This window comes from Mycetocola saprophilus, assembly GCF_000718085.1.
Lineage (GTDB): Bacteria > Actinomycetota > Actinomycetes > Actinomycetales > Microbacteriaceae > Mycetocola > Mycetocola saprophilus.
In genome coordinates this window covers 119,294-132,688 of sequence record NZ_JOEC01000002.1, presented here as the reverse complement: position 1 = coordinate 132,688, position 13,395 = coordinate 119,294, and the positions used below count along the sequence as shown (strand labels likewise).

12 protein-coding genes are annotated in these 13,395 nt (G+C 67.5%); 5 read left to right on the top strand and 7 right to left on the bottom strand.

Going from position 1 to position 13,395, the window contains the following annotated elements:
- The first annotated feature begins 80 nt into the window (after positions 1-80).
- From IE92_RS17200 to IE92_RS0106290, 4 genes are all read left to right on the top strand, one after another.
- Positions 81-932 (top strand): DUF1684 domain-containing protein, encoded by an 852-nt coding sequence (locus IE92_RS17200; protein ID WP_051701747.1) that lies wholly within the window; start codon positions 81-83, stop codon positions 930-932.
- A gap of 133 nt (positions 933-1,065) precedes the next feature.
- On the top strand, positions 1,066-2,388 hold the full coding sequence (locus IE92_RS0106300) for a purine-cytosine permease family protein (protein ID WP_030147660.1): 1,323 nt from the start codon (positions 1,066-1,068) through the stop codon (positions 2,386-2,388).
- 88 nt (positions 2,389-2,476) lie between these two features.
- Positions 2,477-4,027, top strand: coding sequence for a hydantoinase/oxoprolinase N-terminal domain-containing protein (locus tag IE92_RS0106295; protein ID WP_030147659.1), 1,551 nt, complete (start codon positions 2,477-2,479; stop codon positions 4,025-4,027).
- A complete protein-coding gene (locus tag IE92_RS0106290) occupies positions 4,024-5,121 on the top strand; it encodes an S-methyl thiohydantoin desulfurase family protein (protein ID WP_030147658.1) in 1,098 nt (365 codons plus the stop codon). Before IE92_RS0106295 ends, IE92_RS0106290 begins: the two co-directional genes overlap by 4 nt.
- A gap of 230 nt (positions 5,122-5,351) precedes the next feature.
- Here IE92_RS0106290 and IE92_RS0106285 read toward each other — a convergent pair whose 3' ends face one another.
- From IE92_RS0106285 to IE92_RS0106260, 6 genes are all read right to left on the bottom strand, one after another.
- Entirely contained in the window at positions 5,352-6,140 is a 789-nt protein-coding gene (locus tag IE92_RS0106285; RefSeq protein ID WP_156027433.1) for a hypothetical protein, read from the bottom strand.
- A gap of 118 nt (positions 6,141-6,258) precedes the next feature.
- Positions 6,259-7,080 carry a hypothetical protein gene (locus IE92_RS0106280; protein ID WP_156027432.1) on the bottom strand — a complete coding sequence of 274 codons (822 nt, stop codon included), beginning with the start codon at positions 7,078-7,080 and terminating at the stop codon, positions 6,259-6,261.
- Between the two features lie 163 nt (positions 7,081-7,243).
- Positions 7,244-8,257 (bottom strand): sugar phosphate isomerase/epimerase family protein, encoded by a 1,014-nt coding sequence (locus IE92_RS0106275; RefSeq protein ID WP_030147655.1) that lies wholly within the window; start codon positions 8,255-8,257, stop codon positions 7,244-7,246.
- A 12-nt stretch (positions 8,258-8,269) separates the two neighbouring features.
- Positions 8,270-9,367: a Gfo/Idh/MocA family protein gene (locus tag IE92_RS0106270; protein ID WP_030147654.1), complete on the bottom strand. Its 1,098-nt coding sequence runs from the start codon at positions 9,365-9,367 to the stop codon at positions 8,270-8,272.
- The gene (locus IE92_RS0106265) at positions 9,364-10,461 is read right to left on the bottom strand and encodes a Gfo/Idh/MocA family protein (protein ID WP_030147653.1); all 1,098 of its coding nucleotides are present in this window, start codon (positions 10,459-10,461) and stop codon (positions 9,364-9,366) included. The genes IE92_RS0106270 and IE92_RS0106265 overlap by 4 nt, the downstream gene beginning before the upstream one ends.
- Positions 10,458-11,210, bottom strand: a complete 753-nt coding sequence (locus IE92_RS0106260) for a sugar phosphate isomerase/epimerase family protein (RefSeq protein ID WP_030147652.1) — start codon at positions 11,208-11,210, stop codon at positions 10,458-10,460. The genes IE92_RS0106265 and IE92_RS0106260 overlap by 4 nt, the downstream gene beginning before the upstream one ends.
- 167 nt (positions 11,211-11,377) lie before the next feature.
- Here IE92_RS0106260 and IE92_RS0106255 point away from each other — a divergent pair, with 167 nt between their 5' ends.
- Entirely contained in the window at positions 11,378-12,649 is a 1,272-nt protein-coding gene (locus IE92_RS0106255) for an ROK family protein (protein ID WP_081863990.1), read from the top strand.
- Between the two features lie 52 nt (positions 12,650-12,701).
- Here the strand turns inward: IE92_RS0106255 and IE92_RS0106250 are convergent, their stop codons facing one another.
- On the bottom strand, positions 12,702-13,352 hold the full coding sequence (locus IE92_RS0106250; RefSeq protein WP_030149761.1) for a YigZ family protein: 651 nt from the start codon (positions 13,350-13,352) through the stop codon (positions 12,702-12,704).
- Positions 13,353-13,395: the final 43 nt, after the last annotated feature.

The window sequence follows — 13,395 nt, the reverse complement described above, 5'->3', positions numbered from 1 at the left end:
AAACCGCACCCGGCACCCCGGTGTCATAATTTGTCACGAATCATCATGACCCCCGTTAGTGGGGCAATGATGAGAGTGCCATGACTCCCTCCCCCGCCACACACCTCGATTCGGCCGCGACTCCCGACCCGGCCGCCGCTCACGCTGCCTGGCGATCCGAGCGACTGAGCCAGGTCTCCGGGCGCACCGGTGCCGCGGCGCTGATCAACTATGTCCCGCTGGATGCCACCGAGCAAGAAATCTCCGAGTTTCCGCTGAGCGCCCGGCGGATCGCGGAGGAGCCGGGGGTGCGAGTACGCGCCCACACCGTTGGCATCACGCTGCGAACCTCCGCGGGAATCACCGAGCTGACCCCGGGCGTCGAGACGTTTGTGGACCGCCTGGGGGCCAACGGCCTCCCGCTGATCGAGTTCGGTCGCTTCACGATCGACGCCTTCAGCCTCGACGGCACCGACGTTGAGCTGCGGATCTACGATGCCGAGGCCGAAAACCTGCGCACCCTCACCGGAATCGAGACCAACCCGTACGATCCCGCCTGGGTCCTGACCGGCACGTTCCACGCCGGCGAGCCCGACGCCCGGGTGCCCTGGGGATTCACCCGCGAATCCGATAACGGCCACACCAAGGCGGTCCCCGGGACCATCGCCGTCCGGGTGGGCGAGGCCGACTACTCGCTGCTGGTATTCGCCGACGGTCCCGCGCTGGTCCTGGTGTTTGCCGATGCCACCACCGGATCGATCAGCTACGCCCCCGGCCGCTTCCTTCGCCTGGATCCGGTGCCCGACGGCGACCCGATCGTTCTCGACTTCAACCGCGCGTTTGTCCCGCCCTGCGGTTTCAGCGACTTCTTCAGCTGTCCGATCCCCCCGGCCCACAACCGAATCTCGGCCGCGGTGACCGCGGGCGAGAACCGCGCCCGGCGCACCCCCTAGCCTTCCCCGCCCGCCGCATCCTCCCCCGGAATGCGGCCAGACCGGTCCCCGCCGGATCCCCTCCTCGTCACCCGGTCTCCCCGAATCCGGCCCGACACCCTCCCCGATCCCCACATCTTCAAAGGACCCCACAATGTCCCAGTCATCCTCCGACGACTTTGCGCTGGCCCGCGTTCCCTCCTCGGCCCGCCGCCACTGGTTTGGCATCGCCGTGCAGCGCTTCGGCATGGTCGGCGCTCTCGCCCAGTTCCTGATCGGCGCCACCCTCGGCTACGGCATGAACTTCGCCACCGCGTTCCTGGCAATCCTGCTCGGTTCGCTGCTGGTGGAGCTGATCATGCTCGCCGTCGGCATCATCGGACAGCGCGAGGGCCTGAACACCTCGCTGCTGGCCCGCTGGACCGGCTTCGGCGACATCGGTGCGGCCCTGGTGGGCCTGGCGATCGGCATCAGCCTGATCGGCTGGTTCGGCATCCAGTCCGCTATTTCCGCCGACTCGCTCAATGCCCTGCTGCCCGGGGTCATGCCGTCCTGGGCGTGGAGCCTGATCTTCGGTCTGATCGTGACCGCGATCGTAGCCTTCGGCTTCCTCGGCATGCAGTGGCTGGCAAACATCACGGTCCCGCTGTTCCTGATCCTGGTGGCCTGGTCGGTCACCTCCGAGCTCTCCCGCCACAACTTCGCCGACCTGCTCACGGGACCTGCCCCCGGCCCCTCGCTGAGCCTGATCGCCGGTGCGGGAATCGTCGCCGGTGGCGTGATCGTGGGCGCGATCATCACCCCCGATATGACCCGCTTCAACCGCTCGGGATCCGACGTGGTTAAGCAGACCGTCGTCGGCGTCTCGCTCGGTGAGTTTGTGATCGGTCTGGCCGGAGTCCTGGTCGCCCACGGTGCCCGCAGCGGCGACATTGTGGCGATCATCACCTCCTCGGTGGGCCTGATCGGCCTGATCATCGTGGTCTCGGGCACGCTCAAGGTCAACGACTGGAACCTGTACTCCTCAACCCTCGGCGTGATCACCTTCGTGCACACCCTGTTCGGGGTCCGCCTCAACCGCCTGTGGACCACCGTGATCTTCGGTGTGGTGGGATCGATCCTCGCCGCAGCCGGAATCCTGGGTAAGTTCACCGACTTCCTGGTGCTGCTGGGGGTGGTCTTCCCGCCGATCGCCGGCATCATGGTGGCCGAGTACTTCATCGTTAAGGCGTTCCGCGATGTGCTGGATAAGCGCGGTGACGACGAGACCGCGCTGCCCGAAACCGCCCCGCGCTGGGTTCCGGCCACGCTGATCATCTGGGCCGTCTCGGCCCTGGTGGGCCACTTTGTCACCTGGGGAATCCCGGCCGTTACCAGCCTGCTGCTCTCGATTGTGCTCTACGTGATCGCCGGCAAGCTGGGCCTGGTGCGCGGGGTCGGCGTCGCCCACACCAGCAAGATCGAGGTGAGCGCATAGTGCGTGATTCGACACCTACCGAGGGTCCGGTGATCGCATGAGCGAGGTTCAGATTCCCGCCACCGTCCCCGGCCCTACCGCGCGGGCCCTGCGCATCGGGATCGACGTGGGTGGCACCAACACCGATGCCGTCCTAATGGATGGGCGCAAAGTGCTGGCCGGGGTCAAGCGCTCGACCACCGCGGATGTGACCTCGGGTATCGGCGACGCGATCCAAGCCCTGCGCGAGCAGTCACCGTTTGAAAACGCGGATGTGCGCGCGGTCATGATCGGCACCACGCACTTTGTCAACGCCCTCGTCCAGGCCCGGGACCTGGCCCCCACCGCGGTGGTGCGGCTGGGCCTTCCGGCGAGCGCCGCGCTGCCGCCGCTCACCGACTGGCCCGAGGCCCTGGTGTCCGCAATTGCCGCCCGGGTATACCTGGCACACGGCGGGCACGAGTTCGACGGTCGTCCGATTTCCCCGCTGGATCCCGCTGAGCTGCGTGCCCAGGCCGCCGAGATGCGTGCCGCCGGAGTGCGCTCGGTCGCGATCGCCTCGGTATTTAGCCCGCTGAACGCCGAGCTGGAATCCGCCGCCGCCGAGATTCTGCGTGCCGAGCTGCCCGAGTTTGTCACCTTCTCGCTGTCCCACGAGATCGGCCGGCTGGGGATCCTCGAACGCGAAAACGCCACGGTGATCAACGCGGCCCTGCGCGAGCTGGGGGCCGAGGTGATCGAGGGCCTAGCGACCACCGTGCGCGGACTCGGGATCACCGCCCCGATCTACCTCAGCCAGAACGACGGCACCCTGATGGATGAGGACTTCGTGCGCCGCTATCCCGTCGCAACCTTCGCCTCGGGCCCGACCAATTCGATGCGCGGAGCCGCCGAAACCACGGGCCTGGCAACATGCGCGGTCGTGGATGTGGGCGGAACCACCGCCGATATCGGTCTGATCGAGGGCGGGTTCCCGCGCGAGGCCGCGGCGAGTGTCGCGGTAGCCGGGGTGCGCACCAACTTCCGGATGCCCGATGTGATCTCGATCGGCATCGGCGGCGGCTCGATCGTCAACGTCGACACCGCCGAGGTGGGTCCCGAATCGGTCGGCTTCCGGCTCACCGAGAAGGCCCTGGTCTTCGGCGGCGACGTGCTGACCGCCACGGACATCGCGGTCGCCGGGGGCCGGGTCACCCTGGGTGATCCCACCCGAGTGGCCCACCTGGACCCGGCGCTGGTGGAGCGCGTGCTGGGCCGGATCGATCAGCGCATCGCCGAGGCCATCGACCGCATGCGCACCTCCCCGGAGCCGATCCCCGTGGTCGCGGTGGGTGGTGGCGCGGTGCTGCTCGCGCCGATCCTGCCCGGGCTGGGCGAGATTGTCAGGCCCGAAAACGCCGGGGTGGCCAACGCGATCGGTGCCTCGATCTCGCAGGTGGGTGCCGAAATCGACACGGTGGAATCCATCCTGCCCGGCAGCCGCGACACCGTGCTGGCCGCGCTCAAGGAGCGGGCCATCGCCGAGGCGATTGCGGCCGGAGCCGACCCGGCAACGGTCACCATCCTCGACGTGGATGAAATCCCGATCCCCTACCTCCCCGGCGGCGCGACGCGTGTGCGCATCAAGGCCGTGGGCGACCTCGAAGGAGTCTCCGCATGAGCTGGGAACTGACCCGGGCCGATCTGCCCGACCTCGCCCGCGGCGCCGCGTTCCTCGGTACCGGTGGCGGAGGCGACCCGTACATCGGTCACAAGCTGGTTGAGTTGGCCCTCGGGGAGGGATCGATCACGATCCTCGATCCCGACGAGATTGCCAATGACCTGTTTGTGATCCCGGTTGCGCTGATGGGCGCCCCCACGGTGATGATCGAGAAGCTCCTCGCCGGCCACGAACCGCTGACCGCGCTGCGCCACCTGGAGGCACACTACGGCCGCCCGGCCGACGCGACCATGCCGATCGAGTGCGGCGGAGTGAACTCGCTGATCCCGCTGCTGGTTGCCGCGCAGACCGGCCTGCCGGTTGTGGACGCCGACGGGATGGGGCGCGCGTTCCCCGAGCTCTCGATGGAGACCTTCGCGGTGTACGGGGTGAATGCGTCACCGATCGCGCTGACCGCCGAACGCGGCGAACACATCATCCTGGATACCGGCGCGGATAACCGCCGGATCGAGCAGCTTGCGCGGGCCCTGACGGTGGAGCTGGGCGGCTCGGCCGCAATTGCCGAGTACGCGATGACCGGGGCGGATGTGCGCCGCACCGGCGTTCCCCGCACCATCTCGATGGCCCTGTCGATCGGGCGTGCGATCCGCGAGGCACGCGCCGAACACCGCTCCCCGTTTGAGGCCATCGCCGATGCGCTGGCCCCCACCCTGTACTCGCATGTGCGGGAGCTGTTTGTGGGTAAAATCGTCGACGTCGAGCGCCGCACCGAGGGCGGCTTCGCCCGCGGCCGCGCCAAGCTCGTCTCGGCGGACGCCACGGACACCAGCGCGTTCGAGATCGACTTCCAGAACGAAAACCTGGTGGCCCGACGCGATGGGCGGCTGGTCGCGATCGTCCCGGACCTGATCTGCGTGGTGGACCAGGAAACCGCCGAGCCGATCACCACCGAAACCCTGCGCTACGGCCAGCGGGTGCGGGTGCTTGGGGTCTCCACCCCGGCGCTCATGCGCACCCCCGAGGCGCTGGACACCTTCGGCCCACCGGCCTTCGGGCTGGCCGAAGCCTTCGTCCCGGTGGAGGAGCTGAGCTAGCCTGAAATAGCTCGTTCAGGCTAGCCTCTAGCGGACTTGATCCACTACGTTACTTGAGCACCTACGTGGTCGCCCCGGTATTCAGTCTCAGAGCTGACCCGGGGCGTTGCCATGTGTGGAGCGAGTTTTGAGGCGGGAAGCCGCCTCCGATTGGTTTCGCCCAGTTCAGCGCAGATAACAGGGTCACGGAAACCAAGGACACGTTGTGCGCCAAGCCGGGTGTTCATCGGCTAAAGCAGCCCTCCCACCGCCTGAATCGCGGATTCCGGATCTCCCAGGAGCATGCGCTCACCCGGTTCATCGGCAAAATAGCAGATGATCTCCGCCACGGACACGGGGTCGGAGGTGGGAAGCGCCGCGGTCACATCATGTGAGCGGCCGTTTTGCTCGGTGAGGATCAGGTGCAGTTTTCTCCGTCGCGGCTCGAGGGTAAGCGTGCCCACGCTCGCCCACGGGATCGTGGCGGTGTTCCAGCCACGGCGGTAGAGCACCGCATCAGGAGTGAGTTCGAGCCTGGGCGCAGTGCGGGTGAGGAGAAGCTGGAGCAGGATAAAGGCGAAGCCGATCACCGCGAAGAGCGCGGGGAGGCGGAACGCGTCAACGTCGGTCCCGAACACGGGATAAACCGTGTCGAGGTACATCGAGGTCACGGCGACACCGGCGGCCGCAACCATCAGGCATCCGGCAATCGTGAAATATACCCAGTTACGCGCCCGGGTCACAAAAACAAACTCATCCTTGGATGCCAGATACACGATGGACTCGCGCGCGCGCTCAGGCCACAGATACCGCACAACACCCAGAATCACCACGGTCGGTGTGGCCACGACCAGGGCCGCGACCAGGCGACCGGGAAACAGGTATGCCGAGGGGGAACTCACCAGCATGAACAGGGCGATAGCCGGAAAGATCGCCAGCAACCGCGCGCCATAGGTTCCCGTTCGTGGGCGCTTCGGGGCGTGTCCGGCGGGCACACGAACCTTGGGGTTTGCTACCCACACCAACTGAAGTTTTGCCACGTCCCGCCCCACCACGTCTATCGGCCGGTAGGCCCGCGCCCACCGGTGCTCTCGAACCTACCGTAGTCGGCGGCGAACGCCATCTGGGATACGAGGGAACGATTGCGGGGCTCGTGGATCACACGGATAGATCGGGTGAATTCTCGAGCACCCGTGCGAGCGCGGTCTCCGGGCTGGTCAGGAGACTTCGTTCATCCGGGTGAGCCCAAAAGAAACGCACTATCGCGGCGACGACCCGGGGGTCGGATCCAATCAGCGACGCGGCGAACGAGAGAGGGGATCCCGGCTCCGCCTCGATTCTGAGTTGGATGGTGCCGCCGGCCTTGCGTACATCAACGGCGCTGAGGTGTTCCCACCTCATCACCTGTTCGCTCAGGCCGCGCCACCAGTGAATACCGGTCGGAGCGACGATAAGCCCCTGAGGCACGCGCAGCCGCCTCACCGAATAGATCAGGAAAAACGCCCCCGCACACAACAGCACCGCGCCAGACAGCAATCCACCGGCACGCCCCGGCGGGCCGGTTAGCGGATCTAACCCCGGAACCACCCAGGTGAGCAACATCGAAAGCCCCGCGAGGATCAGGGTCGAGCTCGCTACCAGCGAAAACACGAGTAGCCGTCGTGCCGGGACAAAGCGAAGGGGTGAGTGGGGTGAAATTCTGAGGGTATTGGGGAACCGTACGTGGAGAAGGGTCGCCAGCCAGCAAAACGCGCTCACCGCGCTCACCATCAGAACGGCTACGACAAACCGAAGGTACCCATCGTCACTCGTGCACAGAACCAGCATCCCCACACCAACAAACAGGCAGACGAAGAGAATCAGCACCAGCGCTCGCCCCCGGCTGCGACCACGAGAAGGCCCCACCCGAGACTGTGAAAGCTCTAAATCAAGATGGAGTTTGTGCCGGGCGAGGTTAGCAATCTTGTTATCGCCACTCATGCCGAAAAATCCCCCGAATCGATGCCGCACCACGCCTCGAATAACGCGGTCGCCCCCTACTACATCACACCCTCAACATTCATCGGGGATTTAGACGGGCCCGCACAAAAACGTCCCGCCCGCGATCCGAAGATCACGGGCGGGACGTTTGTGGGAACGCTACCTACTGGTTGGAGAAGGCGTCGTCGAAGGAGCCCTCCGGGAGCTTCCAGAGCAGGGAGCGCACGAAGTTCACCGCGTCGGCGGCACCGACGAGGCGGTCCATGCCGGCGTCCTCCCACTCGACCGAGATCGGGCCGTTGTAGCCAATCGAGCTCAGGGCGCGGAAGGAGTCTTCCCAGGGCACGTCGCCGTGTCCGGTGGAGACGAAGTCCCAGCCGCGGCGCGGGTCGCCCCAGGGCAGGTGCGAGCCCACAACGCCGGCGCGGCCGTTGTGCGGGCGCAGGCGGGTGTCCTTGCAGTCCACGTGGTAGATGCGGTCGGCGAAGTCGACGATGAAGCCGACCGGGTCGATGTTCTGCCACATCATGTGCGACGGGTCCCAGTTGAAGCCGAAGGCCTCGCGACGGTTCAGCACCTCGAGGGTGCGCACGCTGGTCCAGTAGTCGTAGGCGATTTCGCCCGGGTGGACCTCGTGGGCAAAGCGCACGCCCTCGGCGTCAAAGACGTCGAGGATCGGGTTCCAGCGGTTCGCGAAGTCCTCATAGCCGGCGTCGATGACCGAGGCGGGCACCGGCGGGAACATCGCCGAGTACTGCCAGATCTTCGATCCGGTGAAGCCCACCACTGTGTCCACGCCGAGCTTGCGGGCCACGCGGGCCGAACGCTTCATGTCCTCGGCGGCGCGCTGGCGCACACCCTCGCCATCGCCGTCCCCCCAGGTGTAGGGGCGGACGATGGACTGGTGGCGGAAGTCGATCGGGTCATCACACACGGCCTGGCCGGTGAGGTGGTTCGAGATCGCAAACACCTGCAGGTTGTAGCGCTTGAGGATCTCCAGGCGCGAGGCCAGGTACGAGTCGTCCTCATCGGCGAGCTTGAGGTCGAGGTGATCGCCGGAGGCGGCGATCTCCAGGCCGTCATAGCCCCACTCGGAGGCCAGACGAGCAACCTCTTCGAAGGGAAGGTCGGCCCACTGTCCGGTGAACAGGGTGACGGGAAGTCGTGCTTCAGTCATAGTCTTTCTCCTCTAGTCCAGAACCACGGTCTGACCGGACGCGGCCGAGTCGAGCACCGCCTGGGTGATGATGCCCGCGCGCAGGCCGTCGGCGAAGGTCGGCAGGCCCACGGGGGTCTCGCCGGCGATGGCCGCATAGGTGTCGGCCACGAAGCCGTTGAAGGCGTCCTGATAGCCCTGGGCATGACCCGAGGGCACCACGCAGAGACGCGCGGCATCGGCGTCGAGACGCTCGGCCTCACGCGGCAGCACGCGGTTCTCGGCGATCTTGCCGAGCCATAGGGAATCCGGCTGCTCCTGCTCGAACACGATGCTCGAGTCGGTGGCCGAGATCTTCAGGACGAGGCCGTTCTTGAAGCCCGGGGCGACCTGCGAGACCAGCAGCGTGCCGATGGCGCCGCCCACGGTTTCAAAGCTCACCGACACGGCGTCCTCGGTGGTCACGGTTCCGGTGCCCGAGCGTTCGGCCAGGAAGGTGCGGGTGCGCGCAAACAGCGAGTGGATGCGGTCGCCGCCGATGAACTCGATCAGGTCAACCAGGTGCGATCCGATGTCCGCAAACGCACGGGAGTTGCCGCCCTGGGCGGAATCCACGCGCCAGTTGTCCGAGTCGGCGGCGGCGAGCCAGTCCTGCAGGTACTCGCCCCCGATCGTCAGAACCCTGCCCCCGGCGGCGATCTGCGCACGCGCCTCGCGCGCCATCGGGTGGAAGCGGTAGACGAAGGGCACGGTGGCGATGACACCGGCAGCCTCGGCGGCCTCGGTGATGCTGCGCGCCTCGGCAGGGGTCGTCGCGAGCGGCTTCTCGCACACCACGTGCTTGCCGGCGGCGATCACCGCGGCGGCCTGCTCGGCGTGCAGCGCATTCGGGGTGCACACGTGCACCACGGTGATGCGCTCATCGGCGAGCAGGTCTTCCAGGGTGTCGAACGCACGCTCGGCACCCAGCTCCTCGGCCACCTGGGCCGAGCGGGCGGGGGTCGAGGCCACCACTCCCACGAGGGTGGCCCCGGCGGTGCGGGCAGCGCGGGCGTGCACGGTGGCCATGAAGCCACCGCCCACGATGCCCACGCCGACGCCCGCACCGATGCGATTGGGGTTTACACTCATGCGATCACCCGGGCCGCGGGATCCCAGTCCTCGGCCAGCGGAGCGGACAGCACAACGGTGCTCTCCACGGTGACCGGCTCACCTGAGGCGGCCGACTCGGCGGTCGAGACCATGACATCGAGCACGTGGAACGCGAGCTCACCCGAGGCGCGCTCGGGCACACCGGCGCGGATCGCGCGAGCCAGCTCAACCACGCCGATGCCGCGGCCGGCGCTGGTGCCCTGGGCCTCGATGGTCTCGGGCTCGACACCGTAACCGTGCACGATCAGCTCGCCCTCGAAACGGTTGGGGTCGGGGATGGTCAGCGCGCCGGTCTCGCCGGTGACCTCGAACTGGATGCGCGCGAGCGGCGAATCAAAGCTCAGGATCGACTGGGCGCTCTGGCCGCCCTCGAACTCGATGTTGACGCTGATGTGGGTGGGCACGGTCACGTCGAAGGACTCGCCCGCGCGCGGACCCGAGCCAATCACGCGGGTGTCGCGCGACTTCGAGGACAGCGCCGAGACGCGCTTAACCGGACCGAACAGCTGCACCAGGGCGGTGAAGTAGTAGGGACCCATGTCGAACAGCGGACCCGCGCCCTCCTGGAAAAGGAAGTCGGGGTTGGGGTGCCAGCTCTCGGGGCCGGGCACCTGGAACAGGGTCAGCGCGGTCAGCGGGGCGCCGATCCGGCCGGATTCCACCAGGCGGCGGGCGTGCTGGATTCCGGCGCCGAGGAAGGTGTCGGGGGCGGTGGCCACGCGCAGGTTCTTGGCGTTGGCGACGGCCAGCAGTTCGCGGCCGCTCTCGCGGTCCAGCGCGAAGGGCTTCTCGCTCCACACGTGCTTGCCGGCGTTCAGGATCTGCAGGGCGATCTCGACGTGCACCTTGGGGATGGTGAGGTTGATGACGATCTCGATCGAGTCGTCCGCCAGCAGCTCGGCCACGGTTCCGAAGCCGGCAACGCCGTACTTCTCGGCCTGGGTGCGGGCACGCTCGACGTCGAGGTCGGCGATGAAGCGCACCTCGACGTCGGGGAAGGTGGTCAGGTTTGCCAGGTACTGGTCGCTGATGACACCGGCACCGATCAGGCCGATTCCGACGACGCCGCTCATGCCTGGACACCGTTCTTGGTGAGGAAGGTGAAGGCGGTCTGCAGGCCCTCGAAGATGTCGCCTGCGTAGTCATCGAACTCGACCACCGGGGTCGCGTGCGGGGCGGCGGCGATGATGCCGAGGACGTCCAGGACACCGGAACCGGCGGGCAGCTGGTTCTTGACGTCGCGGCTCGCGTCGCCATCCTTGATGTGCAGCAGGGAGACGCGCTCGCCCAGTCGACCGAGCAGGTCGATCGGGTTCTGGCCGCCCACCTGGGCCCAGTAGGTGTCGATCTCGAGGGTCACGCGCGGGTCGAGCAGGCTCGCCAGGTATTCGATCGGGGACACACCCTCGACCAGGCCCTCGGCCTCCCAGGCGTGGTTGTGGTAACCGGTGACGACGCCGTGCTGGTCGGCGAGGTCGGCGGCGGCGTTGAGCTGGTCGGCGACCTTCTTGATCGCGTCGGCGTCACCGAAGTGCTCGGCGGGCAGGAAGGGCTCAATTACGGTGCCCACACCGGCCTCGGCGGCGGCGGCGAAGGTGGCCGAAACGTCCAGGCCCTTGCCCAGGAAGTTGGAGTGTGCACTCGGCACGGCGAGGCCGTACTCGGCAAACTCGCGGATGTCGGCGACGCTCTCGGCGTTGAAGCCGAAGGTTTCGATCTGGGTGAAGCCGATCTCGGCGAGGCGGGTCAGGGTGGCGGCGCGGTCTTCGGCGAGCGCATGACGCACCGAGTACAGCTGGGCGGTGAGGTGATTGGAAGTCATGATGATCCTTTTGCGGGGTGGATGGATGGGTCCGTGAAGACGAGCGTACCGGACTTTTGCCCACAAGCAAACAAAAGTCCCAAAAGTCTCGGGAACATCTTTTTCCGGCCCCACACAACTCCGCCTCGCCGACCCGACAATGTGGACAAAACGGATAGACTCACGGCATGACCGCTGCCCCCTCCACCCCTCCTCATCCCGCGGATACCCGCGAAAACGAGGGCGCGGACGTGGCGGAAACCCGCCCCTATATCCCCGGGGATCCGGGCCCGCAGGCCCCACCGATCAGCGGTGGCGTGGGCCAGGTTCTCCAGATTTTCAGGGACGGGAGCGCCCGCACCAAGGCGGAGATCGGCACCCTCACCGGGCTGGCCCGCTCGACCGTCTCGGCGCGGGTGGACACCCTGATCGCCTCGGGACTACTAATCGACGCGGGTGAGGCCGAATCCTCCGGCGGACGTCCGCCCGCCCGCCTGCGCCTCAATGAGCGCGCCCGGATCGTGATCGCGATTGAGCTCGGCGTCACCCACGGCCAAGTCGCCGTGGCCGACCTGTTTGGCACCATCCTCTGCGAGGAACGCAGCGACCTGGTGATCGCCGACGGACCGGTCCCGGTCCTGGACTGGGTCATCGCCGCCGCGCACCGCCAGCTGGCCGCCGCGGGGCACGGAGTCGCGGACGTCCTGGGCATCGGGATCGGCGTACCGGGGCCGGTCGAGCATGCCGCCGGGCTTCCGGTGGCCCCGCCGATCATGCCCGGGTGGGACCGCTTCGACATCACCGGTTACGTGGGGGCACGCCTGGCCGGGCCCGTATATGTGGACAACGACGTGAACCTCCTGGCCCTCGGCGAGCGCGCTCAGGAGTGGCCCGAGGTGCAGGATCTGGTCTACGTGAAGGTGTCCACCGGCGTGGGCGCGGGCATCATCAGCGGTGGCGAGCTGCGGCGCGGCTCGCAGGGGGCTGCCGGAGACCTGGGCCATGTGCGCATCCCCTTTGATCCCGCCTCCGGTCGTGCACCCGAGGATGAGCGTGATCTGGAGGCGCTCGTGGGTGCCGCGGCGCTGGGTGCCCTACTCACCTCGGATCCCGCCGCTCCGCGCACCCGCTCGGCCGTACTGGCCCTGATCCAGGCGGGGGCCGATCCGGTTCCCGCGGTGCTGCATCAGGCCGGACGCGACGTGGGTGCGGCGCTGGCCACGGTCATCAGCCTACTCAACCCCTCGCACGTGGTGGTGGGCGGCAGCGTGGGTGCGGCCTCCCCCGATCTGCTGGCGGGCATTCGGGAGATCGTCGAGTCGCGCAGCATCGCGCTCTCCAGCCAGGACCTGCACATCATCCCCTCGCGCTCGGGGGATCGCGGCGGCACGCTCGGGGCCGCCCAGATGGTGCTGGGATACGTCCTGGCCCCGGCCAGCATCGACGCACTGACCGCGTGAGCAGCCTCGATCACGCACAGTACGCGCACTGGGATGCGGTGGCCTGCGCGGGCTAGTCCGCCGCCCCCACCGACACGAACCCGAAGCCCTCGTCGATAATCGTCGCGGCCCCGGCCGTATGCGCGGCGATCCGTTCGGCGGCGATGTCACGGTCCTCGGGCGGGATTCCCAGGCGCAGGGTCACATCCGCCCCATATTCGGCTTCGCCCAGGCTCCACCCGCGGCGCTGCGCCTCGGCCTCGACGATCGCCGCGGTGCCATAGTCCAGGCGCACGGCTATCCGCTCGCGCGGCTCGAAGCGCAGAATCTTGGCGTGCGTGACCGCCTCGGCCACCGCCGCCCGGTACGCGCGAGTGAGCCCGCCGGCCCCGAGCAGGATGCCGCCGAAGTAGCGCACCACGATCGCCACCACAAAGGTCAGTTCGGATCCGTCGATCGCGTCCAGCATCGGAGCCCCGGCGGTTCCCGAGGGCTCCCCATCGTCGTTGCTGCGCTTGAGCTGGCCCCGCTCACCGAGCACAAACGCGGTGCAGTGGTGGCGGGCCTTGGGATGCAGGGCACGCACGCGGGCAATTTCGGCGCGGGCCTCCTCCTCATCGGCCACCGGCGTCAAAAAGCAGATAAACCGGGAGCGCTTGATCTCCTGTTCGGTCTCGACCGGCGCGGCAATTTTCCGATATCCGGGAGGCACAAACGTGGTCATGGTTCCAGGCTAGTACGTGGACCCGAACCGCCAAGCCCGTTAT

What these genes read in the sequence shown, in the direction of transcription:
- IE92_RS17200 (WP_051701747.1), top strand. Translation starts at nt 81, where the DNA reads ATGACTCCCTCCCCCGCCACACACCTCGATTCGGCCGCGACTCCCGAC.
- IE92_RS0106300 (WP_030147660.1), top strand. Translation starts at nt 1,066, where the DNA reads ATGTCCCAGTCATCCTCCGACGACTTTGCGCTGGCCCGCGTTCCCTCC.
- IE92_RS0106290 (WP_030147658.1), top strand. Translation starts at nt 4,024, where the DNA reads ATGAGCTGGGAACTGACCCGGGCCGATCTGCCCGACCTCGCCCGCGGC.
- IE92_RS0106280 (WP_156027432.1), bottom strand. Translation starts at nt 7,080, where the DNA reads ATGAGTGGCGATAACAAGATTGCTAACCTCGCCCGGCACAAACTCCAT.
- IE92_RS0106275 (WP_030147655.1), bottom strand. Translation starts at nt 8,257, where the DNA reads ATGACTGAAGCACGACTTCCCGTCACCCTGTTCACCGGACAGTGGGCC.
- IE92_RS0106270 (WP_030147654.1), bottom strand. Translation starts at nt 9,367, where the DNA reads ATGAGTGTAAACCCCAATCGCATCGGTGCGGGCGTCGGCGTGGGCATC.
- IE92_RS0106265 (WP_030147653.1), bottom strand. Translation starts at nt 10,461, where the DNA reads ATGAGCGGCGTCGTCGGAATCGGCCTGATCGGTGCCGGTGTCATCAGC.
- IE92_RS0106260 (WP_030147652.1), bottom strand. Translation starts at nt 11,210, where the DNA reads ATGACTTCCAATCACCTCACCGCCCAGCTGTACTCGGTGCGTCATGCG.
- IE92_RS0106255 (WP_081863990.1), top strand. Translation starts at nt 11,378, where the DNA reads ATGACCGCTGCCCCCTCCACCCCTCCTCATCCCGCGGATACCCGCGAA.
- IE92_RS0106250 (WP_030149761.1), bottom strand. Translation starts at nt 13,352, where the DNA reads ATGACCACGTTTGTGCCTCCCGGATATCGGAAAATTGCCGCGCCGGTC.